Origin of the sequence: Thioalkalivibrio sp. ALJT (assembly GCF_000381825.1) — a bacterium.
Classification (GTDB): Bacteria; Pseudomonadota; Gammaproteobacteria; order Ectothiorhodospirales; family Ectothiorhodospiraceae; genus Thioalkalivibrio.
The window spans coordinates 1-23,830 of record NZ_KB907134.1; the positions used below are offsets into that span (position 1 = coordinate 1).

The window sequence follows — 23,830 nt, forward strand, 5'->3', positions numbered from 1 at the left end:
CGCTCAAAACGCCTTCGCCATTTGGAAACCGTTTGCACCGACACCTGGTGCCGGGCCGCGATGTCTCGCCCGGAAAGGCCCTCGGAACTGTCCAGAATCAGCTCCGCGCGTTGCTTTTCGGCCGCTGGCGTTTTGCGGCGCCGCACCCACTGCTGCAACTCGGCACGCTCAGCATCCGACAGGTCCAGCTTGATCGGTTTGCGACCACGTTGAGCCATAACGCCCCCTCTCAAATGGAGATCAACCCATGGCCTATATTGTATAACGAACTAATGTTAAAGCACACTAGCAGATACGCGGCAACTGTTCGCCAGCGATCCAGTCCACCTTGCGGCGCCCACCGAAAGCAGTCTCCATCTCCACGAAGCCGTTGGGATCTTCCACAATCTCCCCGATCCGGGCCGCATCCCGCCCGTGAGGGTGCGCACGCATGGCCTGCAAGAGTGCGTCAGCAGAAGCGGCCGGGCAGACCACCACCATCTTCCCCTCGTTGGCGACATACAAAGGGTCCAGGCCCAGCAATTCGCACGCGGCGTCGACTTCCTCTCGCACCGGGATGTCCGACTCCCGAATGGTGACCCCGACACCGGACTGGCGGGCAATCTCGTTCAGCGTCGCGGCCAGTCCGCCGCGGGTGGGATCACGCAGGCAGTGGACATCGGGCGCGGCGGCCACCATCGCCGCAACCAGCCCGTGCAACGCCGCCGAATCGGAGCGGATCGAGGTGCTGAACTCCAGATTCTCCCGCGACGCCATGATCGCGACGCCATGATCACCGATGAAACCACTGACCAGGACCGCATCACCGGGGCGAGCGCGACTTCCGGACAGATCGAGCCCCTCCGCCACGACTCCGACACCCGTGGTGTTGATAAAGACGCCGTCGCCGTGACCGCGCTCCACCACCTTGGTGTCGCCGGTCACGATCGCAATGCCCGCCTCCAGGGCTGCGGCCGCCATGGAATCCACAATGCGTTTGAGGTCGGCCAGAGGAAATCCTTCCTCGAGGATGAAACCGACCGTCATCCACAACGGACGCCCGCCACTGGTAATCACATCGTTGATCGTCCCGTGTACTGCGAGGCTGCCGATGTCACCGCCGGGGAAGAACAGGGGCGAGACGACATGGCTGTCGGTGGCCATGACGAGACGCCCCTCAGGACGGTCCAGGACCGCGCAATCATCGCCCTGTTGCAGCGCCGGGTGGTCGAACGCAGCCTGAAACAGCTCGTCGATCAATTGCGACATCGCACGCCCGCCCCCACCATGGGACATCTCGATGCGCCCGCGCCGGATATCCAGCGGGCGAAGGTGGGCGTGCTTGCCCGCGCGTTGGCCGCTCATGCCCCGGCGGCCACGGCCTGGCCCCTGTCGCGCTCGACCTCAAGACGTCCGTAGGTGTAGTGGGCAGCACAGGCGCCCTCCGCCGACACCATGCAGGACCCAAGCGGGTTGTCCGGTGTGCAGGCCGTGCCGAACACCTTGCAGTCCTGTGGCGCCTTCACCCCGCGCAGGATGGCCGCGCATTCACATGCCTTGTGATCGGGCACCGAACGATAGGGGAGATCGAACTTGCGTTCCGCATCGAAGGCGCCGAATTCGTCACGGATGCGCAGGGCGCTGTGCGCCACCTGCCCCAGGCCCCGCCATTCGAAGGCATCCCGCATTTCCATTGCCTTCGCCACCACTGCCTGAGCCTTCCGGTTGCCCTCGCGAGTGACGGCACGTGTAAACTGGTTTTCGACACCGGCTTCGCCGCGATTGATGCGCCGCAACAGCATCAGGACCGACTGCAACACGTCCAGGGGTTCGAAACCCGAAATCACGATTGGCTTGTAAAACTTCTCCGCAACCGGTTCGTAAGGGCGGCTGCCGATCACCGTCGACACGTGCGAGGGCCCGATAAACCCGTCCAGCGGAACACCACCGCCGTCATCCGTTTCCGGAGCCGTCAGGATGGCCTCCATGGCGGCGGGGGTCAGCACGTGATTGCAGAACACACTGAAATTGTGCAGGCCGGCAGCCTGCGCCATCTGCAGCGCCACCGCCGTCGGCGGCGTGGTCGTCTCGAAGCCGATCGCAAAGAATACGACCTCCCGCTGTGGGTTCGCTCGGGCGACTTCGAGCGCGTCCGTGCTCGAGTACACCATGCGAATATCGGCACCATCCGCCTTGGCACGCAGCAGGCTCATGCGTTCGGACGCCGGGACACGCAGGGTGTCCCCATAGCTGCAGAGGATGACACCATGATCGCGGGCCAGCTCGATGGCGCTGTCAATGCGCCCGATCGGGAGGACGCAGACCGGGCATCCCGGCCCATGGATGAACTGAATGTTATCGGGCACCAGATCGCGCAAACCATAGCGAGAAATCGCGTGCGTGTGACCGCCACAAAACTCCATGAGACGGTACATGCGATCGTGCCGCACCTCAGCGGCGATAGCAGCCGCGAGCTCACGCGCCAGTTTGCCGTCGCGAAACTCGTTGATGTATTTCATGTGTGCGCCTCCGTACCCGCCATTTCGCGAAACAACTCCAGCGTCCTTTCGGCTTCGGCCTGATCGAGCCGGTTGATGGCGAACCCCACATGCAGGATCACGTAGTCGCCCTCTTCCAGGTCATCGACGAGGCTGATATTCACGACCTTCTGCACCCCGCCGACATCCACGCGGGCCTGGTCATCATCGACGACCTCAACAACTCTTACCGGTAATGCCAAGCACATGATTGCTCTCCTGCAGGGGCACCGGGCACGTCTCTCGCCCCCGCGCCTAGATGTACGTTCATCCGTCCCGATCGGTGCAACACGCGACCCACGCCTGGCCGAGGCTCAGACCGCCATCATTGGGGGGCACCTGCCGCGGCCAGTGGACCCGCATCCCCATTGACTCGAGTTGCCTGTCGAGATCCCGGGCCAGCACCTGATTGCTGGCGCACCCGCCTCCAATGACAAGATCCCGGACATCCTGTTCGCGTGCAACTAACCCAAGCCAGGTTGCCAGAGCCTCCGCAAGCGTCGCATGGAACACGGCTGCTGCATGGGCGCGTGTGGCAGCAGTCGCCTTCACATCAAAACCCGCCAGCCACTCCAGCAAGGGCGTGAGGCACAGCACCCGGTCGGCGCCAATGTACCAGCCGCCCTGCAGGGGGTCGGCCCGGCCATGGAATTGCGCGAGGCCCTCCAGCTCCATGGCGGCCTGACCCTCGTAGTGCGACACGGCGCGCACGCCCAGCAGTCCGGACGCCGCATCAAAATAGCGCCCCAGACTGGTGGTCGGGGGGCTGAGGCTCTCGCGCTGCAGAAGGTCGACCAGACCCCGTGCCCGGGGCTGCTCCGAAAAACGGTGCGGGATCGCGTCCGCATCACCCAGGTCATGCAGCACCGACGCGGCCATGCGCCATGGCTCGCGCGCCGCGCGATCCCCGCCCGGGAGCGCCAGGGGCGCGAGGTGACCCAGACGCGTAAAGCGGTCCGCATCCAGCCGCAACAGCTCGCCACCCCAGGGCGTGTGGTCCGTACCCAGCCCGACGCCATCCATCGCGATACCGAGAACCGGGCCGGAGAGCCCATGCTCGGCCTGCACCGCCGCCAGGTGCGCATGGTGATGTTGAACCTGAATCAATGGCACACCCAGCCGCCCCGCCAGATCTGCTGCCAGCCGCGAGCTGTGGAAATCCGGGTGCAGATCACAAGCGACACGCTCGGGACGAATCGCGAACAGCCGCTGGAGATGATCCACGACCTCTTCCAGCATGCGACAGCTCGCCGGACTGTCGAGGTCTCCCACGTGCTGGGAGACAAACGCACGGTCGCCACGGGTCACGCAGGCCGTATTCTTGAACCAGCCTCCGAGGGCCAGCACCGCAGGTCCGGAATGCGGCAAACGGATCGGCGTTGGCACATAGCCACGCGCCCTCCGCACCAGGCTCGGCCCACGCACCCCGTGGCGCACCACCGAGTCGTCGCAGGCCGTCACGATCTCGCGGTCGTGAGCCAGGTAGGCATCGGCCAGACCCGCCAGTCGCCGCACGGCCTCGGTGTTATCCGTCACCAGTGGCTCGCCACCGGGATTCGCGGACGTGTAAACGAGTGGCCAACCCGGCGCTTCCGGACCTCGTTCCCGTAACCACTGCGTACCCGCAGGGCGCCCCGCCATCTCGTGAAACAGGAGGTAGTGCAGCGGGCTGCAGGGCAGCATGACCCCGAGCCACGCCAGTCCCGGAGCCACGCCGGGCAACAGCGCGTCGCACGCCGCCCGCTTGTGCAACAGCACAATCGGCCGTGCGGCCGATGTCAGCAACTGATGCTCGTCGGTATCGATCTCGACCACCGGGTCCAGTTCCGCCGGGCTGGCCACCATCACCGCCAGGGGCTTCGCGTCCCGCTGCTTGCGCTGACGCAGACGCGCGACCGCCGCCGGGTGATCCGCCCGGCACACCAGATGAAACCCCCCGATCCCCTTCACCGCCACGATCTCGCCGTTGGCCAGGCGCGCGACCGTTGCAGCGATCGGATCTTCGTCATCAAGCTCGCTGCCGTCGGCGTCCAGGAGTTGCAGGCGCGGCCCGCATACGGCACAGGCATTTGGCTGCGCGTGGAAACGCCGGTCTTCGGGGTTGTCGTACTCGCACTGACAATCCCCGCATTGGGTGAAGACACCCATGCTGGTGCGGTGGCGATCGTAAGGAAGCGAGCGAGCGATCGTGTAGCGCGGGCCGCAATGGGTGCAATTGATGAAGGGATAGCGGTAGCGACGGTCGGCGGGATCAAAGAGCTCCGCCAGACAGGCCTCGCAGACCATCGCGTCCGGCACCATCTCGGTGTCGACCGAACCGCCCGCAGACGGCAGAATGCGGAACGCATCTGCACACGAGCGCGCCGCAATACGTTCCACCCTCACATTGTCGATCTTCGCCAGCGGGGGGTGCGTCTCATGCAAAAGGCGCGCAAACGCGTCCAGCTCGACGGCAGGACCATACACCTCGATCTCCACCCCGTGCCCTGCATTGCGTACCCAGCCGCTCAGGCCGAGGCGCCGCGCCAGACCGTACACAAAGGGGCGAAAGCCGACACCCTGCACCTGCCCCGAGACCCGCACCCGATGCCCGGCCAGGCCGCCCTGATCGCCGCCAGAGGTGCCGACAAGGCCGGCCAGCGCATCCGTACGCGGGGTGCAATCGCCTCTCACTGCCCGGCTGAAAATCGGCATCGGAGGGGACCGCCGCGCACACACATATCAGGTGCCATCCAGGCAGGGGGTGCGAGGCCCGCACACCCGAAAGCGGAAAGACCCCGGCAGGCCTTTCGGATCACGCGACTGGAGAGCACGCCGCCGCCGGCACGCAGTCATCGGACACCAGACCGGTAACAACAACGCCCGGTCACGCCGTATCGTGCTGACGCGCGGCACGCTCGGCCGCGAGCTCACGTTCCAGTTCAGCCACCCGTCGCCGCAGCGCCTCAAGCTCGCCCGGCGCCTGCACCGCACCGCGAGCGCGGTCGATCCATTCGAGCCAGGGTTCCATACCTTCACCGCGCAAGGCCGACATCTGTATGACGTCGATATCAGGATTGATCCTGCGTGCGTATTCGATGCAACGCTCGACGTCGAATTCAAGGTATGGCAGGAGATCGGACTTGTTGAGGATCATCAAATCTGCCTCGTGGAACATGTCCGGATACTTAAGCGGTTTGTCTTCACCTTCCGTCACGGACAGGATCACTACCTTGTGGGCCTCACCCAGATCAAAAGAGGACGGGCACACCAGGTTCCCCACGTTCTCGATCAACAGGACCGCATGTTGCGGCGGCTCCAGGTGTTCCACCGCATGGCCAATCATATGGGCATCGAGATGGCAGCCCTTGCCGGTATTCACCTGCACCGCAGGCACACCCGTCGCACGAATACGATCCGCGTCGTTACTCGTCTGCTGATCGCCCTCGATCACATAAACCGGGTATCGCCCCTGGAGCTGATTGATCGTCGCCGTCAACAGGCTCGTCTTCCCCGAACCGGGACTGGAAACCAGATTCAGGGCCAGGATCCCGCGCTCGCGGAACAGATCGCGATTCTGGGTTGCATACTCGTTGTTGTAACCGAGGATGTCCTGCTCGATTCGAACCATTCGCTCCTGGGTCATACCCGGAACGTGGGCATGAGCCGGGCCCTCGCCGAAGTGCACATTGCCTCCCTCGACCGGTGGGAGGGACTCGGCGTTCGCGGCTGCACCATCGGCATGGGCGTGCTCGTGACCATGCTGATGTTCGTGATCATGGGAGTGCCCATGATCATGGGAGTGCCCATGATCATGGGAATGCTCGTGATCATGAGAGTGCTCGTGATCGTGGAAATGCTCGTGATCATGAGCGAGCTCGCCGCCCTGCTCGCGCGCGCCTGGCACCTTGCCGTCGATTCGCGTCTCACCCTCGCCGCAGCCACACACTGTACACATCGTCATCCCACTCCCGGTTCCGTCGTGCCCCTCAAGGAGACACTGATTGAATTGCACGTCCGCGCTCGAGTCGCTTGCGGGTGCGAACCAAGGCACGGTGGCGGCCCTGCAAACCCTGCCCAGGGGCCGGCTACGCCGGAGGCCGACGCGAACGGCGATTCGGATCGTCCGCCGTGTCCCCGTCGACCTCAATATCGATCACACGCATGTCCATCCCACCCGAGGCCCTCACCCGAGCCCCGCCACAGAGCGGACAGTCGGCATACAGCGCGGCAATGGGCACCGTTGTCCCGCAATCCATGCACCAGCCTTCACCGCGCGCGGTGCTAATTTCAAGAACCGCCTGCGAGGCAATGCCATTGGCCTTCACTGCATCGAAGGCAAAACGCAGGGCCTCGATCTCGACACCTGCCAGCTCCCCGATCTCCAGCCGCACACGCAAGACGCACCGGAACCCACGGGTTGCGGCCTGATCATCAATGATACGCAGTATGCCCTCGGCCAGGGACATCTCATGCACCGGACACCTCCAGCTGGTAGCGAACACAGGGATCCAGCGCCATCACATGGTGCTGCACACGGGTGCGCAACACCCCTTCCCCCGTCGCTTCCATCCCCTCCAGGCCCTGTTGACAAGCACCGCGCGGGTGGAAGTTCCATTCGGTGGGCGCAACGATCCGGTACGCTGCAATCTTGCCAGCATCCAGCCGTGCCCAGTGCACCAGCGTCCCACGGGCCATCTCCACCGCCACCAGCACCGCATCGCCATCGACCCGGACAGCCAGATGTCCCGTTGCGGGCTGACCGCGCGCCAGTTCCCCCAGCAATCGATGCAGTTCCTCCACCCGAGCCGTGACCCTTGTCCAGGCGTCGATTACATCCGTTGCGCCGGGTCCGACCCCTTGTCGGCCTCCCTCTGCGCGTGCAGCCGGCCCCATCTCAAAAACCTGCCCACTCCAGTCGGGACGCCAATGATAGTCCGGGTCTTCACGCAGACGACCGCTCAACTCGCGCAACAGGTCGCTCGAAGCACCGGTCGGCATGGGGTTAAAACGGCCGCGACCCAGACCCACGAGGCGGGACGACAAGGCCTGCAGGAGTCCTGACAGGGGCGTCCCGGAGGCCCTGATCCACGCCTGCAACGCATCCGGATCGAATGCGTCACTGGTTTCCAGCCCGGCCCCCCGGTACAACTGTCGCTGAACCTGCCGCGCCCACTGGGCACTTGCGTCCGCATCCCGAAGAAAACGTTCGCGCTCGTGCAGCAGGGTCCTCACCCATTCGGACCAGGGCTCCTGTCCCGTCGCCTGGGTCCAGTCCAGACCCAAACGCCACAGATGCTCTCGAACCGTCTCCAGCCGCAGCCGTTCTTGCCACGTGCGCACCCTGGCGGCATCCAGTTCACCTGCACTCGCCAGCGCCTGGGCGGCTACCCCCTGAGCCTCGCCACAAACGCTGTACAGGCGCGGCAAAATCACCGCTGCTGCAGGCAGATCCCGACCCTGCAGCAGGGATTGCGGCTGAGGACGTCGCGACACCACACGCGCCCCGAGCACGCGCATGCCGTCCCACTCGACCCGCAACCGCACACGCCCCTCAACCGGACCCTCACTCCCCATGGCGCCGCCATGCCCCCCGCAGGAATCGCCGTCGATCAATGACGCTATCCACGTCCACCGGCCCACTCGCCCGCCCGCCCGGCGACCGCGCCGCGGCGTGCCCGGACGTCCCCTCCGCACTGGAGGTCTCGCCCAGGATCAGGCCCAGCGCCTCGTTCGCAACTGCGCGCGCCGTCAATGCATCCGGGAACTCCAGCACCGGCGAGAACAGAGAACAAGCCTCGTAGGCGCCGAATGCTTCTTCATAGGCGCCGACAAAATCGACCTCCCCTGCCGGCAGCTCGCGGCGCCCGACCATACCCTCGGTCAGTGCCTCGCCCACCGGCAGGTGAATCAGGTTCATGGACCAGGGCGTGATCAGAACGCCAAGTCGACCACCTTGGCCGGGCGTCTCCCCGAACCCCAGGGCCTCCACCTGAAGCGCTGCGTTGCACAGGGCCATGCCATGCATTCGTTCCCGCTGAATGTGCTCGAACAGCACCTCCAGCTGATCCCGGATCTCAACCGCCCGCGCATCCATGAATGCTAGCGTGGCGGACCCATTTCGGAAGGCAGCTCCACGTCCTCGAAAAAGGCATCGATATCACGTTCTCCGCGCTGCAGGGCCTCCAGACCGCACACCGCACGGTCCACCCGGTCCGCCTCTTCCGGGCTCAACACCTCGCGGGCGTGATCCACGACCGCCAGCACCCAGGTTCCCACCGGCTGCGGGCCGACCAGGAGCATGTTCAGTTGGCGACGTTCGCCGCGCCGCTCACAAAGCGCCACGAACTCTCCCGCTTCGACCACTTGCATGGGTATTCCCAGACACATCAACTGATTCCTTCTTCTGTCACCTGGCGACATAACGCTACTTATACGATTTACATGGCGTTATTCACTCGACGGAACACCATGCCGGATTGCCGCATGAACGTCAGAATACCCGATTATTCTGCACAGTTACGTCAGGGAATCGAATGCGTTAGAGTCGATCTAACCGGCTTTCACCGAGCATAATCCAGGCACCGTTGGACGACCGAAGTCTCCGCAAGCGAGGACCCTGCAATGACCGCCAGCGTCCATTCAGAGCCAGGCCCCCCGCAACCCCGCACCGGGGCCGTGATGGAGCCGGCACTCATTCTTGGCATCGGCAACGTCCTCCTCACCGACGAGGGTGTCGGCGTCCACGTAATCCGACAGCTGACCCACCGTTACGCCACGCGGCCCCACGTGGAGTGCATGGATGGGGGCACCATCAGCTTCATGCTCTCCAGCGCGATCGTCAGCACCAACCATCTCATCATCGTGGACACCGCCGCACTGGATGCCGCACCCGGCACCGTCAGGACATTCGAGGGCAATGACATGGACGAATTCATTGCGCATGGCGGCAAGACCAGCGTTCATGAAGTCAGCATCGCTGACCTCCTGACGATGGCTGTACTCGAGGGCCGGCTGCCTCGCCAGCGCGCACTCGTGGGGATTCAGCCGGAAACCCTCGACTGGGGGGATTACCCGAGCCCCGCCGTCGCCGCATCGATTCCCGTCGCGTGCGAGGCCGTCGACAACATCCTCCAAAGGTGGCAGTCATGAGTCTGGGCGATATCCCCATCAAGGTCGACTTCGATGCAGGACCGCAGCCCGACGCCGGCCTGAACACCGCGATGGTCATGGCCCTCCTGCAGGAAATCGCCACCCACCTGAATGACGTCGCCAATGGCGGGGAACGGCAGGTTGTCGAGCTGGGCAATCTGCCGCTGAGCGATGCGGATATCGTGCTGCTCGAACAGAAGCTGGGTCGGGGCGAGGTCCATGCAACCGTCAGCGCTGCCGGACCCTCGGAGATCTACGAGACGACATTCCCCGGCTTATGGTGGGTCAAGTATTTCAACGACGCGGAGTCCCTCGTCAGCCAGCAACTTGAAATCGGGCCAGCCCCCATGATCCTGGAGGCCCATCGAGTCGATATTGAAGACAGCGCACAGCGCTTTCCGGCGTTGTTTGACTCGCCGGAGCTGTTTGCATCACCGGAAACCGAATCACCGTAACCACCCGCAATCCCTGCGACGAAACATTAGAGCATCGAGAGCGAAGCACTCCGAAGGGGACCAGAATGAAAGAGCAAGAACTCACACTAGGCGAGGAGCTGCGTCGCCAGGGTATCAGTCGGCGCTCGTTCCTGAAATTTTGCGCCGCCGTTGCATCTTCGATGGCGATCCCGGCCAGCATGGTGCCGGCCATGGCCGAATCACTGGCCAAGGCACGGCGGCAATCGGTGATCTGGATGTCGTATCAGGAGTGCACGGGGTGCATCGAATCCCTCACCCGGTCCTACACGCCGACCCTGGAATCCATGCTGTTCAACTTCATCTCCCTGGACTATCAGCACGCCCTGCAGGCAGCCGCCGGCCGCCAGGCCGAGGATGCCCTGCATCAGGCCATGGAGGACAACTGGGGCGAATACCTGGTGATCGCGGATGGCTCGATCCCGCTCAAGGATGACGGTGTCTATTCAACGGTCGATGGCCATACCAACCTCGAGTCCATCAAGGAGGTCGCGGAGGGCGCGGCCGCCATCATTGCCATTGGCACCTGTGCGGCTTACGGCGGCGTCGGGGCCGCCAAACCGAATCCGACCGGTGCTGTCGGCGTGGACCAGATCATCACGGACAAGCCCATCCTCAATGTACCGGGCTGCCCGCCAATGCCCGAAGTGATGACAGGCGTCCTGACCAGCTACCTGGCGTTCGGTCGCCTCCCCGATGTTGACAGCAAGAAACGGCCGCTCGCCTTCTTTGGCGACACGATCCACGACCGCTGCTACCGACGGCCGTACTACGACCTCGGCCTGTACGCCAAATCCTTCGACGATGAAGGCGCTCGCAAGGGCTGGTGTCTCTACGAACTCGGCTGCAAGGGTCCGATCACCTACAACGCCTGCGCGACCACCAAGTGGAACCAGGGCACCAGCTGGCCCGTACAGTCGGGGCATGGCTGCATCGGCTGCTCGGAACCCAATTTCTGGGACAAGGACAGCTTCTACAAACCGCTCTCGGCCGGCCAGTGGGGTTCCGCCGAAGGCATCGCCATTGCTGCCGCCGCCGGCGTCGCAGCCGGTGCCGCCGCGGCAGTCGTATCGCGCAAACACCAGGACAATCTCGCGGGAGGCAACAAGTCATGACCTTGCTCGATTTTGCTCGCGGACCGGCGATGCAGTTCGCCATCTTCATATTTGTCTTCGGTATCGTCTTTCGCCTGGTTGGTGTCTGGGCCATGCGGCACAAGCGCGACCTTTCCGAACCAAGACAACCGAGCGCCTGGAAAGGCGGCATCCATGGACTGATCCAGCACGCGTGGCCCTACAAGCCGTTTCGCGACAAGCTGATGACCGATTACGTCATCGGTTACGTCATCCACCTGGGGCTGCTCTTTGTCATCTTTTTCTACAAGCCGCACATCCTGTTCTTTCAGGACATCTTCGGGTTTGGCTGGCCGGCCCTGCCGAACGGGGTCATCACGGCGATCTCGATCATTACGATCGGGGCACTGGTTATCGCACTGGTCAAACGGCTCACGGACCCGGTACGCCGCCTGATTTCGAATTTCGATGACTATTTCACCTGGTTCGTCACCACCCTGCCTTTCGTAACCGGGCTCGCCACGGCCGGCAATGTCTGGTGGCACTATGAAACCGGTCTGGCCATTCATTTGCTGAGTGTATGGCTGCTGCTGATTTACTTCCCGTTCGGCAAGCTGATGCACGCATTCTGGTTCGGGGTCTCCCGCTACACGACGGGTTCCCGATTCGCACGCAGAGGGGGCATGGCATGAGTGACGCAACCACCACCGATATCCCGGTTGATCTCGAATCGAAGCGGCTTACGGTCACCCGGCCCGATATCCGGTTCGACAAACAGGGCGAGCTTGGCGATGACGAGCGCGTGCAGAAGGCGATGCAGCACTTCGCAAAGGATTTCGGGTACATCGCCGCCAACTACATGGAGGCATGCGTGCACTGTGGAGCCTGTGCCCAGGCATGCCCTTTCTACGAGGCCAACCCGGATCCGAAATTGACCCCGATCTGGAAGCTTGAACCCTTCAAGCAGGCGTACAAGCGCGAGGCCGGTCCGCTTTCGTTCTTCTACAAGACGCTCAATCTGAAATCGAAGGTGACGATCGAACAGCTCGAAGAATGGCAGGAACTGCTGTACGACACCTGCACCATGTGCGGCCGCTGCACCCTCGTGTGCCCGATGAGCATCGACATCGCCACCCTGGTCGGGATGGCTCGCCACGGGATGTTCCACGCAGGCCTCGTGCCGCACGAACTCTACACCGTCACCGAAAAGGCCGAACGCGAGGGCAGCCCGCTGGGCGCCACGCCCAAGGTATTTGCCGATCGCGTCGAGTGGATGGAGGACGAACACGAAGTCGATATGCCCCTGGATGCGGACAAGGCCGATGTATTGGTCCTGATGTCTTCCATCGAGATTCAGAAATATCCTGAATCCATGGCCGCCACGGGCAAGATTCTGAACCAGATGGGTAAATCCTGGACCTTCCACACCGAGGGTTACGAGGCCACCAACTTCGGCATGCTCTCGGGCAACACCCAGTGGCAGAAAGACATGACCATGAAGATCATCAGTACTGCCGAGAAGATCGGCGCGGAACTGGTGATCCTCCCGGAATGCGGCCATGCCTATCAGGCGCTGCGCTGGCAAGGAGCCAACATGCTGGGACGGCCGCTGCCGTTCAAGGTGCAGCACATCTCGGAATTCCTGGCCGAGGCCGTGGAATCGGGGGCCATCCGCGTCAACAAGGTTGACAAGAGCGTCGCCTTCCATGATCCCTGCCAGGTCTCGCGTCGCGGCGGCGCAACGCCAGCCCCGCGCAAGATCCTGGAGGCACTGGGCGTGGAACTGCGCGAGCCGGAAAGCACCGGCAACCTGAACTTCTGCTGCGGCGGGGGTGGCGGGGTCATCACGATCCACAGAGCGGATTCCCTGCGCTACAAGATCATGGGAAACAAGCTCGAACAACTCGATGCGACGGGTGCCGAGATGATGGTCACGAGCTGCTCCAACTGCCGTCAGAACTTCGACGACAGTGGGGAAAAACTGCATTGGGACAAGCAGATGAACAGCCTGCTCGAGCTGGTCGCCGAAAACCTTGTTGAGGACACCAAGTCATGAGTGCAGAACGAATTGTTGTCGACCCGGTTACACGGATCGAGGGCCATTTGCGTATCGAGGCCGAGACCGACGCCGATGGCAAGATTACCGATGCCTACAGCTCGGGAACCATGGTGCGTGGCCTTGAAGTCGTCATGCAGGGACGGGACCCTCGCGATGCCTGGGCATTCGCCCAGCGCATCTGCGGCGTCTGCACGCTGGTCCATGGCATGGCGTCGATCCGATCGGTGGAAGATGCACTCAACTATCCGATCCCGCCGAATGCCCAGTTAATTCGCAACTTGATGACGGGTGCGCAATTCATCCACGACCACGTGATGCATTTCTACCACTTGCATGCGCTGGACTGGGTGGATGTGGTGTCCGCCCTGGATGCGGATCCGAAGGCGACTTCGGAGCTGGCGCAGTCAATTTCCTCCTACCGTAACTCCTCGCCCGGTTACTTCGCGGATGTAAAAAAGAAGGTGAAGGAACTGGTGGAGTCGGGCCAGCTTGGGATCTTCGCCAATGGCTACTGGGGTCACCCGGCCTACAAGCTGCCCCCGGAGGCGAATCTGATGGCCGTCGCGCACTACCTGGACGCCCTCGCCTGGCAGCGTGACGTCACGAAACTGCACGCAGTATTCGGCGGCAAGAACCCGCATCCGAACTTTGTGGTGGGAGGAGCCCCCACCGCCTTCAGCGGTGGCCCGGAAGGCGGCGGTCAGACAACCCTGAATGACACGGGGCTGAGCATCGTTCGCGACGCCATCATCCAGATGCAAGAGTTTGTCGAACAGGTGTATCTGCCGGACACCCTCGCCATCGCCGGCTTCTACAAGGAATGGTTCGAGCGTGGCGAGGGCGTTGGCAATTTCCTGACCGTTGGCGATTTCCCCGCAAAGGGATACGGTGATCCATCGAGCTTCCTCATCCCTGGCGGGGTGATCCTGGATCGCGACCTGACGAAGATTCATTCAATCGATGTTCTGGATCCTGAACAGATCCAGGAATTCGTCGCGCATGCCTGGTACGACTATGAGGCAGGGAAGGACGTGGGTCTGCACCCGCATGAGGGTGAAACGACGTTGAACTATACCGGCCCCAAGCCGCCCTACAACCACCTTGACGTGGATGGCGACTATTCCTGGATCAAGTCGCCGCGCTGGCGTGGCAAGCCGATGGAAGTCGGGCCACTCGCACGCGTACTGATGCTCTACGCCTCGGGACACGAGCCCACGAAGGAACTCGCCGACAAGGCACTTTCGGACCTGGACCTGCCGATCGAGGCGATGTTCTCCACCATGGGGCGAACCGCCGCACGCACGCTGGAAACCAAGATCATTGCCGACAACATGATGATCTGGTTCGACAACCTCATGGACAACTTCCGCGCGGGCGATCTCCAGACCTTCAATGAGGACCTGTGGAACCCCCGCAGCTGGCCAGGCCATGCGAAGGGAGTCGGCCTGATGGAGGCCCCTCGGGGTGCGCTGACCCATTACACCGTGATCGACAATGGCAAATTGTCCAACTACCAGGCCGTGGTACCAACAACCTGGAATGCTGGACCCCGCGATGCCGAAGGCCAGGTCGGGCCGTATGAAGCCGCCCTGATGGACAACCACACGATGCATGATGTGGAACAGCCACTGGAGATCCTGCGTACCCTGCACAGCTTCGACCCGTGTCTGGCCTGCGCCGTCCACATGGTCGGCCCCGGCGGGGAAAACGGCGTCACCGTACAGGTGAAATGACCACCGCGGGCTGGCAACGCACCCTCCGTGTTGCCAGCCCCGCTTCCAGATGCAGCGGCACACCGGCCGCTTACACGGCACCTTCGTGCCCTCTGTCGCTAACCGTTTCCGCTATGCACCCTGCAAGAGCGCAAAGCGTCTCACTCTGCCCACCGCGCTCGCCACGATCACCCGAATTCGACAGGCACCTGGCAGACCCGCCAGCACCGCCGGGTGATGCGCCTTGTGCCCTCGACCGGCATACTGGCATGCAGGCTCCAGGAAACCGAACGGCACCACCACGTCGACCACGAACCAAACCCGATGATCCTCCAGCAGCGTATCATTCATATACGGGGCAACAGATTCCCCATCTGAAGGTCAAACGGGATGCAGTAATCGGCGGGGCAAGGATCCGGTAACCTTGCGAAACAGCACCGACTCCTCGTGGAGCATACGAAAACCCGAGAGGCTGCCAACCCGAAATGTTTCCTGAATTGCACTCGCTCACGCTTGTCTATTGCCCGTGCCGGGCATTTTCCTCAGTCGGCCGTATGGCTCGATACCGCGCTCCATTGCAACATCCCCGGTACGGCCAATACTCTGCGCGCTCACCGCACAACTTGATGAAATATAAAGGTTAAAAAAGCACTCTCTCATGCCCATGGCACCACATCACCGAATTCCGGCCAGGACTCTCCACCGCGTATGGGCGCCCTTTGCCAGAGATGTGCAGGCACGCCTGGGAGACTTCCTGAACGAACTGGATGACCGTCTGCTGGACGCCGCCGAGCGTGCCACCGACTCACAGCGTGCGGGCCGGCACCTGACCCTGTCCCGCCAGATTCGCATGGCGCGCGACTCGATCCTGCACCACTTCCGCGATCGCCTGAGCAACGCTACCCCGGACGAACATGCCCCCGCATCCGACCTGGAAGACGAGCTCAGACTGATGGACGAAGCCGACACCGAGCGCGAGGTCGCGCTGCGCAAGCTGGTCCAGGGGGCATACGCCGTCATGACGGCCGAGGTCGACGCCCTGGAGACCGTCACCCGCGACTACCAGCTCGCCACGACTCCGGAGGAGGCCCACTGGCATCCACACGCCCTGGGCGAGGCCTTCCTGGAGGCGCTGGAGGCGGAAGATCTGCCACCGGAAGACAACCTCATGCTGCTGCACTGGTTCGACCGCGACGTGGTACGCACCCTGCAGCCGCAGATGCAGGCGCTGCTGCAGGCGTTCCGCGACGCCGGCTTTGTCGCACCCGACATCCCGACCGCCACCGGTCGTAGCCGGCAAGGTGGCGGCCCGGCCGCGCCAGCGGCTGCTAGCGGCCCCGCGACCGGCGCACCCGAACCGCCCCCGGCGCCAACCGCCAACTGGGCACAATTCGGCTACCAGGTGCCGGTTGCCGGACAGGTGGTCGCCACAACCGGAGCCAGCCAGGGCTCACCAGTGGAGGCGATCACCACCCTGCTCAGCCAGGCATCACCGAGCACGCTGGAGCCGTTCATCATGGATCTGCTCCAGGGGCTCTTCGACATGATCCTGAAGCGGCGCGACCTCAACCCCGCGCTGCGCGAGTCGTTGTCCGATCTCCAGCTCCCGCTGGTCCGGATTGCGATGCATGAAACCGATTTCTTCCGCGACCGCGGCCACCCGGCCCGGCAGATGACCGGCTTGCTGCTGAACATCGCATTGCGGATCGATCCCGACCTGCCACTGGACGAGGCCCGGGAACTGCCCCTCAGCCAGCTGGTATTCGAGAACGTCGAACGCGTGCGCAATGGCGGCCTGGATGACCGGGAGGCCTTTGCCGAGGCACTGACGCGGCTGCAGGACGACCTGGCCAGGGCCGAGGAACGCATCAGCGCCCAGGCCGCTGACGCGCAGGCGGAGGCCCAGCAGGCAGAACGAACCCTGGAAATCAGCCACGACGTCGAATCCACGGTGGAACGCACCGTCATCACCCGGGGGCAGGACATCCCGGACGCGGCCCGCGAGCAGCTGATGGATGCCTGGGTGCCGCTGATGACCGCCCAGAAAACCGCCGAAGCCGCGGCAGAACCCGGAAACACGCCGCCCGGCTCTCCCGATACCGGGACGGATCCCGGGGCCGACGCCGACACCTCCCCCGACACCGACGGCATGGCGCTGCTGCAGGAGCTTCTCGACCTGATGCGGCAGGAACCCGACTTCCAGAAATCCGCCCCGCTGCTGGCCCGCATCCGTGCGTTCCTCGACCGCGCACCACTGTCACCAGAGGAACGCACCCGGATCAAGCAGGATCTGGTGTCCGCCCATCTGGTGGCGGCGGGCAAACGACGACCCACGGCCCCCGAGCAAGGCCCCGAGGCGACCTCCGAGGTCGAGAGCCAGAGCCAGACCGAAACCGCCACCGCAACCGGCCCGGACAAGCCGCGCGAGCGCAGCAGCAGACGACCGCACTCCCTGTTTGGCGATACACCCCGCCACGCAGACGACGACCCGTCCCTGATGCGCGATCATGACGATGAACATGTGGAGCGCGCCGAGCACCTGGCCTCCGGGACCTGGATCCAGTTCACATCCCCGGCCGGCACCAGGGTGACCCGCATGAAGCTGGTCTGGCGCGGCACCCATTCCGGCCGCCTGTTGTTTGCGGACGCGACCGGACGCAGTAAGCGCCAGCACAGCATCCAGGGGCTCGCTCACGAATTCCGCACCGGCCGCGCCCAAATCATTCCCGAGGACTCCCTGTTCGACCACCTGATGGAGCAGCGCCTCGGCCAGTCGGCCTGACGCGGCCTGCCGCGACCCGACCGGGCCCGCCCGTACCGGTCGCGGCGCGAGGATCACCGGGGGTTCCACTGTCAGCCACACACGGGGCCAGCAGACCGCGGCATCGACGGACCTTTTTCGCCCCGCCGGGGTCCATGGTTCGTAACCCACCCAATCCCGGATACTCCAATGACACGCAGACTCGCAGGCCTGATGGCCGGCCTGGTACTGGGGGGACTCGTGACCGCATGCAGCGCACCACAAAAGATGCCGACGGTCGATCAGGTCGACCTCGAACGCTACATGGGCGACTGGTACGTGATTGCGAATATCCCGACCTTCCTGGAACGCGACGCTTACAACGCCCTGGAGCAGTACGCGCTGAATGACGACGGCAGCATCGACACCACGTTCTCCTTCAACAAGGGGGACTTCGATGGCCCACGCCGCGAATACAACCCCACCGGCTTCGTCCGCAGCGAAAACAACGCCGAATGGGGCATGCGCTTCCTGTGGCCGTTCCAGGCGGAGTTCCTGATCGTCTATCTGGACGAGGATTACAGCCAGACGGTCATCGGCCGCAGTAAACGCGACTATGTCTGGATCATGGCGCGCGAGCCGGAGATGCCGGAAGACGACTACCAGGCCATCGTCGCCTACCTGGACGAACTCGGCTACGACACCGACGCCATCCAGCGCGTACCCCAGCGCTGGGACTGACCCACCCGGCCAGCACCCCGCGCACCGGACGCGCAGGGATCGCGGACCGCCTTCACGCCCGGCCGTAGCCGCCACCGCCCGGCGTGCGGATCTCCACCGCGTCGCCGGGGGCCACCTGGCAGCGATCGCAGCCCGCCAGCGCCTCGCGGCGGCCGTCGGCGCGCAGGATGGCATCCTCGCCAGTCGCCCCCGGCGTACCCCCGTCGAGGCCGAATGGCGGTACCCGACGGCGGTTGGCCAGTAGCACCACCTCCATCGCCTGATCGAATCCCAGGCGCCGGATCACCCCGTCGCCACCGCGCTGCTGCCCGGCCCCGCCGGAGCCCCGGCGGATCCCGAAGTGCTCCACGCGCACCGGGAACCGGCTTTCCAGCACCTCCGGGTCAGTCAGGCGCGAATTGGTCATGTGGGTCTGCACGGCGCTGGCGCCGGCGTAGTCCGGGCCGGCCCCGGCGCCCCCGGCGATGGTCTCGTAGTACTGGTATTCGGCATTGCCGAAGGTCAGGTTATTCATCGTTCCCTGCGCCGCCGCCTGCACCCCCAGCGCCCCGAACAGCGCGTCGGTGACTACCTGTGAGGTCTCCACATTGCCGGCCACCACCGCCGCCGGCGGGCGCGGGTTCAGCAGGCAGCCCTCGGGGATCGCCAGCTCCACCGCCTCGAGACAGCCATCGTTCAACGGAATCGTGTCCTCCAGCAGGGTGCGCAGCACATACAGCACCGCCGCACGCACGATCGAGGCCGGCGCGTTGAAGTTGTCCGCGCGCACCGGCGAGGTCCCGTCGAAGTCGATGCGCAGGCGCGCCCCGGCCCGCGTCACCAAGACCCGCACCTCGGCGCCATTGTCCAGCGCATAGGCAAACCGCCCCGGCTGCAGCCGCGGGATCAGTCGCTCCACCGCCTCGCGGGCATTGTCCAGCACGTGGCGCATGTAGGCCGTGACCACCGGCTGTCCGTACTCGTCCAGCAGGCGCCCGAGCTCCTCCAGCCCCTTGCGGTTGGCGGCGACCTGCGCCTGCATATCAGCCAGGTTCTGCTCCGGGTTGCGCGCCGGCCAAGCACCCGCGGCCAGCAGCCCGCGCAGGGGCTCGGCGACAAATTGCCCGCCGCGCAGCAGCCGGGTCGGCGGGATCAGCACGCCCTCCTCGGCAAGCGTCGTGGAAAACGCCGGCATCGAGCCCGGGGTGATGCCGCCGACATCGGCGTGATGCCCGCGCGAGGCGACAAAGAACGCCAGTGCAGCTCCCCGATCAACCGGGTCCTCCGTGACCTGCCCGGCCGCATCCACGAAGACCGGGGTCACCACGGTGATGTCCGGCAGGTGGGTACCACCGTTGTAGGGGTCGTTCAGGACATAGGCATCGCCCGGGCGCAGGTCGGCGGCGAAGGCCGCGACCACCGCGCGCACACTGGCCCCCATCGAACCCAGATGCACCGGCATATGCGGCGCATTCGCGACCAGGCGGCCATCGGCGTCGAACAGCGCGCAGGAAAAATCCAGACGCTCCTTGATATTCACCGAATGCGCGGTGTTGCGCAGCGTATACCCCATCTGATCGGCGATCGCCATGAAGCGGTTGTTGAACACCTCCAGCAATACCGGATCACGCGCAGCACCCGCCGCTCGCCGCTCGGGCGCCGCCGCGGCGGCTTCACGCGCCCGGTCCAGGCGCAGGGTGCCGTCGGCCGCGATCCGCCCGCGCCACCCGGGCTCCAGTACCAGGGTCGCCGTGGACTCGATCACCAGCGCGGGGCCGGCCAGCTCCATGCCCGGGCGCAACTGTTCGCGCCGATAAAGGGGGACATCACGCGGGGTGCCGGCGATGGTCACGGCCACGGTCGTGGCCTCCGGGGCGGCGCCCGCCGGGGCCGGGGCCGCAAGGGTCTGCGGGGTCGCCTCGGCCCCGGCGATTGCCTCTGCCGCGACAATCGCGACCACCAGCTCCCGGTCCGGCGGGGCAAAGCCGTAGCGATCGCGGTAGGCCCGTGCAAAGGCCTGCATCACGGCATCCACGGGCCCGGCCGGCACCTCCAGCGCGGTATCCGACCCCGCCAGACGCAGATGCAGCCGGCGTTCCAGCCGAATCGCCGCCGGCGCGACCCCCTGCGCCTCCAGCGCCTGCCGGGCTGCCCCGGCCTGTTCTTCCAGAACCTGCTCCAGCGCCTCCAGCCGCTCGCGGGTCAGCGGCCACTCCAGGCTGCGCTCGCGCAGTTCACGCAGCTCGCCCAGACCCATGCCGTAGGCCGAGAGAACCCCGCCCAGCGGATGGAACAGGATGTGCCGCATGCCCAGCCGCTCGGCCACCCGGCAGGCGTGCTGCCCCCCGGCCCCGCCGAAACAGACCAGGGCATAGCGCGAGACATCATGGCCGCGCTGCACCGAGATGGTCTTGATCGCCTGAGCCATATGCTCCACCGCGATCTGCAACAGGCCCTCGGCCAGCGCCGCCGGCGTCGGACGCTCCTCCCCCGCCGCGGTCACCGCCTGCGCCAGCTGGTCAAACTGGCGCTGCACCGACACCGGGTCCAGCGGACGGTCGCGATTCGGCCCGAACACGGCGGGGAAGTATTCCGGCCGCAGGCGCCCCAGCAGCAGGTTGCAGTCGGTCACCGTCAACGGCCCGCCCTGACCGTAGCAGGCCGGCCCCGGCTGCGCCCCGGCGGACTCCGGACCCACCCGCAGGCGCATCCCGTCGAAGCGACAGATCGAGCCACCACCGGCCGCGACGGTGTGGATATCCAGCATCGGCACCCGCAGGCGCGCACCGGCGACCTCGCTCTCCTGGCGCCGCTCCAGTGCCCCGGCCAGATGCGCGACATCCGTGGAAGTGCCGCCCATGTCGAAGGTAATCAAACGTTCGAAACCCAGCGGCCGTGCCGTCTCCAGCGCACCCACAATGCCCCCGGCCGGGCCCGAAAGGATTGCATCACGGCCGCGAAAACGGGCCGCATCCACCAGCCCGCCGTGCGACTGCATGAAACGCAGCGGCACCGCGCCCAGCGCGCCGACGACCTGCTGCACATAACGGCCCAGCACCGGCGAGAGATAGGCATCCACAACGGCAGTCTCGCCACGTGGCACCAGCTTGATCAGCGGGCTGGCCTCGTGGCTGGTTACCACCTCCTCGAACCCGAGCGCGCGGGCCAGGGCGGCGATCGCCTGCTCGTGGGCCGGGTAGCGATAGCCGTGCAGGCACACCACCGCCACCGCGCGCAGCCCGTCCGCGCGCGCCGCTGCCAGCCGCGGGCGCAGGTCGTCCAGGTCCGGCGGCTGCAGCACCTGGCCGGCGGCATTCACGCGTTCCCGCACCGGCTCCACACGGGCGTAGACCGGTGCAGGGGGCCGGATTGCCCGGGCAAACAGATCCGGACGCGCCTGATGACCGATCAGCAGCGCATCCTCCAGTCCGGCCGTGATCACCAGCACGGTCGGCTCGCCCTTGCGCTCCAGCAGTGCATTGGTGGCAACCGTGGTCCCCATGCGCACCTCGTGGATCGCATCCGGCGGAATGGCCGCGTCCGGCGCCAGTCCGAGCAGATCGCGGATACCCTGCACCGCGGCATCGGCATAGGCCTCCGGGTTCTCGGACAGGAGCTTGCGGGTATGCAGCCGGCCCTGCGGGTCGCGTCCGACCAGGTCGGTGAAGGTCCCGCCGCGGTCGACCCAGAAATCCCATCCTGTCAGGCTGTCACTCGCCATGCGTCTCCACACTCCTCACATCGAACGAACCTGACCGGCGGGTGGCGGTCACAGGCTCGATCGCTCGACATTCACCCATGTAAGGAATTCGATCCCGTATGGATCCTGTTACCCACGCCAGTCTGGGCGCGGTCGTCGGCGGGCTGGTGCTTGGCTCCCGCCTGGGCCGCAAGGCCATAGTACTGGGCGCCGCCGTGGCACTGCTGCCGGATCTCGATATCCTGATAGCTTACGGCGACGACCTCTCCGATTTCATCTATCACCGCGGCTTCACGCACTCGGTGCTGGTGCATCTGCTGGTCGCCACCGGGGTTGCGGGGCTGCTGGCCCGGCTGCCTCATACGGCACCGATCGGCTTCGCCCGCTGGTGGTGGTTCTTCTTCCTGGTGCTGGCCACACATGCGCTGAACGACCTGCTGACCACCTACGGCACCCAGATCCTCTGGCCCCTACCGGTGGGCGCGTTGTCCACGGCCTCGATGTTCGTGATCGACCCGTTCTATACCCTGCCCCTGCTGATCGCCGCGCTCGGCGCCCTGTTCTGGCGCTTTGCCCCAAGGCTGCTGGTCGCAGGGCTGGTCATCTCCACCGCCTACGCCGGTTCCGGTCTGGCCCTCAAGGCCTGGATCGACCACCGCATCCAGCCAACCCTGACGGCCATGGAGCTGGACACTCGGCCCCGGCTGGTACAGCCAACGCCGTTCAACCTGCTCCTGTGGCGGGTAACCGTTGTTCACGACGACACCTTCCTGGAGGCCTGGGTCGGCATCTTCGACCAGCCGATCCGTCCCGACTTCGAGCGCTTCGAACGTGGCGACCGCGAGCTGCGTCGCGCGGCCCTAGCCCTGGAGGATGGCCAGCGCCTGCAGGGCTTCTCCGGGGACTTCCTGCGCTTTCACCGCGACGAGCGCGAAGACGGCCCGGACCGCCTGATCGCCACCGACATCCGGCTGGGTGCCCCGGGGTATTTCCCGTTTGGTTTCGAACTGGCCGAAAAGGCGGACGACGCATGGCAGCCAATCCCGCCTCGCCGCGTCGAGGAGTCCAGGCGTGGCGAACGCCTGGAGGCCGTTCAGGCGATCCTGCGCCGCATCGCCGATCCGGCTGGCGCGCCCTGCCTGATGGACCTCGCCAGGCCCGACTACGCCATCCAGCACCCACCACCGCGCTGCCGCATGCCAGCACAGCCGGAACCCGGCCATCCGGAGCCCGCGGCGCCATGAACGATCCTGCTCGCAAGCCCGGAGCACTGCCGTCCGCCTGCGAGCTGTGCGCCCGCCCGATGGAGGGACTGACCCGCCACCACCTCATCCCGCGCAAACAGCATCGGCGCAAGCGGATTCGGCGGCGGTTCAGCCGCGCCGAGCGCGAGGGGCGCATCCTGTACCTCTGCCCGCCCTGCCACCGGCACATCCATCGCCAGTTCGACGAACAAACCCTGGCCGAGCGCCTGAACACCCGCGACGCCTTGCTGGCCGAACCGGTGATACGCGACTTCGTCGCGTGGATCGCACGCCACCCACCCGGATTCAAGCCACGGTACTAAGGCCCGGGCCCGCCGAGGCCACACCCCCGTCGAACCATCGTTTCTGATTTCTCGGGTTCGAATCCTCGTACCTCGCGGGCCAGACATGCAAAAGGGGCCACATGGGCCCCTTTGCTGAATCTGGCGGAGAGGGAGGGAT

General features: G+C 65.1%; 22 protein-coding genes. 10 read left to right on the plus strand and 12 right to left on the minus strand.

Going from position 1 to position 23,830, the window contains the following annotated elements; translation table 11 throughout:
- The 10 genes from G332_RS12985 to G332_RS0112150 all read right to left on the minus strand — a co-directional run.
- Positions 1 to 218, minus strand: a 218-nt coding sequence (locus G332_RS12985) for a helix-turn-helix domain-containing protein (protein ID WP_019627255.1), incomplete at its 3' end; no start/stop codon positions are given.
- 67 nt (positions 219 to 285) lie between these two features.
- Positions 286 to 1,344: a hydrogenase expression/formation protein HypE gene (gene hypE, locus G332_RS0112110; RefSeq protein ID WP_019627256.1), complete on the minus strand. Its 1,059-nt coding sequence runs from the start codon at positions 1,342 to 1,344 to the stop codon at positions 286 to 288.
- Positions 1,341 to 2,498: a hydrogenase formation protein HypD gene (gene hypD, locus G332_RS0112115; protein ID WP_019627257.1), complete on the minus strand. Its 1,158-nt coding sequence runs from the start codon at positions 2,496 to 2,498 to the stop codon at positions 1,341 to 1,343. Before hypD ends, hypE begins: the two co-directional genes overlap by 4 nt.
- Positions 2,495 to 2,725 (minus strand): HypC/HybG/HupF family hydrogenase formation chaperone, encoded by a 231-nt coding sequence (locus G332_RS0112120; RefSeq protein WP_019627258.1) that lies wholly within the window; start codon positions 2,723 to 2,725, stop codon positions 2,495 to 2,497. Before G332_RS0112120 ends, hypD begins: the two co-directional genes overlap by 4 nt.
- A 58-nt stretch (positions 2,726 to 2,783) precedes the next feature.
- Entirely contained in the window at positions 2,784 to 5,210 is a 2,427-nt protein-coding gene (gene hypF / locus G332_RS0112125) for a carbamoyltransferase HypF (protein WP_019627259.1), read from the minus strand.
- Between the two features lie 172 nt (positions 5,211 to 5,382).
- The gene (gene hypB / locus G332_RS0112130) at positions 5,383 to 6,459 is read right to left on the minus strand and encodes a hydrogenase nickel incorporation protein HypB (RefSeq protein WP_255414599.1); all 1,077 of its coding nucleotides are present in this window, start codon (positions 6,457 to 6,459) and stop codon (positions 5,383 to 5,385) included.
- Between the two features lie 124 nt (positions 6,460 to 6,583).
- Positions 6,584 to 6,964: a hydrogenase maturation nickel metallochaperone HypA gene (locus G332_RS0112135; protein WP_231362896.1), complete on the minus strand. Its 381-nt coding sequence runs from the start codon at positions 6,962 to 6,964 to the stop codon at positions 6,584 to 6,586.
- Between the two features lies 1 nt (position 6,965).
- Positions 6,966 to 8,111: a nickel-dependent hydrogenase large subunit gene (locus G332_RS0112140; RefSeq protein WP_231362895.1), complete on the minus strand. Its 1,146-nt coding sequence runs from the start codon at positions 8,109 to 8,111 to the stop codon at positions 6,966 to 6,968.
- Positions 8,062 to 8,592 carry a [NiFe]-hydrogenase assembly chaperone HybE gene (gene hybE / locus G332_RS0112145; protein WP_019627264.1) on the minus strand — a complete coding sequence of 177 codons (531 nt, stop codon included), beginning with the start codon at positions 8,590 to 8,592 and terminating at the stop codon, positions 8,062 to 8,064. Before hybE ends, G332_RS0112140 begins: the two co-directional genes overlap by 50 nt.
- Positions 8,593 to 8,597: 5 nt before the next feature.
- Entirely contained in the window at positions 8,598 to 8,918 is a 321-nt protein-coding gene (locus tag G332_RS0112150) for a HypC/HybG/HupF family hydrogenase formation chaperone (RefSeq protein ID WP_369699375.1), read from the minus strand.
- Positions 8,919 to 9,119: 201 nt separating this feature from the next.
- Between G332_RS0112150 and G332_RS0112155 the strand changes: the two genes are divergently transcribed.
- The 6 genes from G332_RS0112155 (at position 9,120) to G332_RS0112180 (ending at position 14,985) form a co-directional block, all read left to right on the plus strand.
- Positions 9,120 to 9,647, plus strand: a complete 528-nt coding sequence (locus G332_RS0112155) for a HyaD/HybD family hydrogenase maturation endopeptidase (protein ID WP_156000856.1) — start codon at positions 9,120 to 9,122, stop codon at positions 9,645 to 9,647.
- Complete coding sequence (locus G332_RS0112160; RefSeq protein ID WP_019627267.1) at positions 9,644 to 10,102, plus strand: hydrogenase expression/formation C-terminal domain-containing protein; 459 nt, start codon at positions 9,644 to 9,646, stop codon at positions 10,100 to 10,102. Before G332_RS0112155 ends, G332_RS0112160 begins: the two co-directional genes overlap by 4 nt.
- Positions 10,103 to 10,167: 65 nt before the next feature.
- A complete protein-coding gene (locus G332_RS0112165; protein ID WP_026340837.1) occupies positions 10,168 to 11,235 on the plus strand; it encodes a hydrogenase small subunit in 1,068 nt (355 codons plus the stop codon).
- Positions 11,232 to 11,885 (plus strand): hypothetical protein, encoded by a 654-nt coding sequence (locus tag G332_RS0112170; protein ID WP_019627269.1) that lies wholly within the window; start codon positions 11,232 to 11,234, stop codon positions 11,883 to 11,885. The genes G332_RS0112165 and G332_RS0112170 overlap by 4 nt, the downstream gene beginning before the upstream one ends.
- Positions 11,882 to 13,249, plus strand: coding sequence for a (Fe-S)-binding protein (locus G332_RS0112175; protein WP_019627270.1), 1,368 nt, complete (start codon positions 11,882 to 11,884; stop codon positions 13,247 to 13,249). Before G332_RS0112170 ends, G332_RS0112175 begins: the two co-directional genes overlap by 4 nt.
- The gene (locus G332_RS0112180; RefSeq protein ID WP_026340838.1) at positions 13,246 to 14,985 is read left to right on the plus strand and encodes a nickel-dependent hydrogenase large subunit; all 1,740 of its coding nucleotides are present in this window, start codon (positions 13,246 to 13,248) and stop codon (positions 14,983 to 14,985) included. Before G332_RS0112175 ends, G332_RS0112180 begins: the two co-directional genes overlap by 4 nt.
- A 111-nt stretch (positions 14,986 to 15,096) precedes the next feature.
- Here G332_RS0112180 and G332_RS0112185 read toward each other — a convergent pair whose 3' ends face one another.
- Positions 15,097 to 15,315 carry a hypothetical protein gene (locus G332_RS0112185; protein ID WP_019627272.1) on the minus strand — a complete coding sequence of 73 codons (219 nt, stop codon included), beginning with the start codon at positions 15,313 to 15,315 and terminating at the stop codon, positions 15,097 to 15,099.
- Positions 15,316 to 15,628: 313 nt separating this feature from the next.
- On the opposite strand from G332_RS0112185, the gene G332_RS0112190 reads away from it, so the two are divergent.
- Both G332_RS0112190 and G332_RS0112195 read left to right on the plus strand, forming a co-directional pair.
- Positions 15,629 to 17,746: a DUF1631 family protein gene (locus tag G332_RS0112190; RefSeq protein WP_026340839.1), complete on the plus strand. Its 2,118-nt coding sequence runs from the start codon at positions 15,629 to 15,631 to the stop codon at positions 17,744 to 17,746.
- Between the two features lie 168 nt (positions 17,747 to 17,914).
- The gene (locus G332_RS0112195) at positions 17,915 to 18,445 is read left to right on the plus strand and encodes a lipocalin family protein (RefSeq protein ID WP_019627274.1); all 531 of its coding nucleotides are present in this window, start codon (positions 17,915 to 17,917) and stop codon (positions 18,443 to 18,445) included.
- A 52-nt stretch (positions 18,446 to 18,497) separates the two neighbouring features.
- On the opposite strand, the gene G332_RS0112200 is transcribed toward G332_RS0112195, so the two are convergent.
- Positions 18,498 to 22,145, minus strand: a complete 3,648-nt coding sequence (locus G332_RS0112200; RefSeq protein WP_019627275.1) for a hydantoinase B/oxoprolinase family protein — start codon at positions 22,143 to 22,145, stop codon at positions 18,498 to 18,500.
- 98 nt (positions 22,146 to 22,243) lie between these two features.
- Between G332_RS0112200 and G332_RS0112205 the strand changes: the two genes are divergently transcribed.
- Both G332_RS0112205 and G332_RS0112210 read left to right on the plus strand, forming a co-directional pair.
- The gene (locus tag G332_RS0112205) at positions 22,244 to 23,368 is read left to right on the plus strand and encodes a metal-dependent hydrolase (protein ID WP_019627276.1); all 1,125 of its coding nucleotides are present in this window, start codon (positions 22,244 to 22,246) and stop codon (positions 23,366 to 23,368) included.
- Entirely contained in the window at positions 23,365 to 23,691 is a 327-nt protein-coding gene (locus G332_RS0112210) for a hypothetical protein (RefSeq protein ID WP_019627277.1), read from the plus strand. The genes G332_RS0112205 and G332_RS0112210 overlap by 4 nt, the downstream gene beginning before the upstream one ends.
- The last annotated feature ends 139 nt before the right edge of the window (positions 23,692 to 23,830 follow it).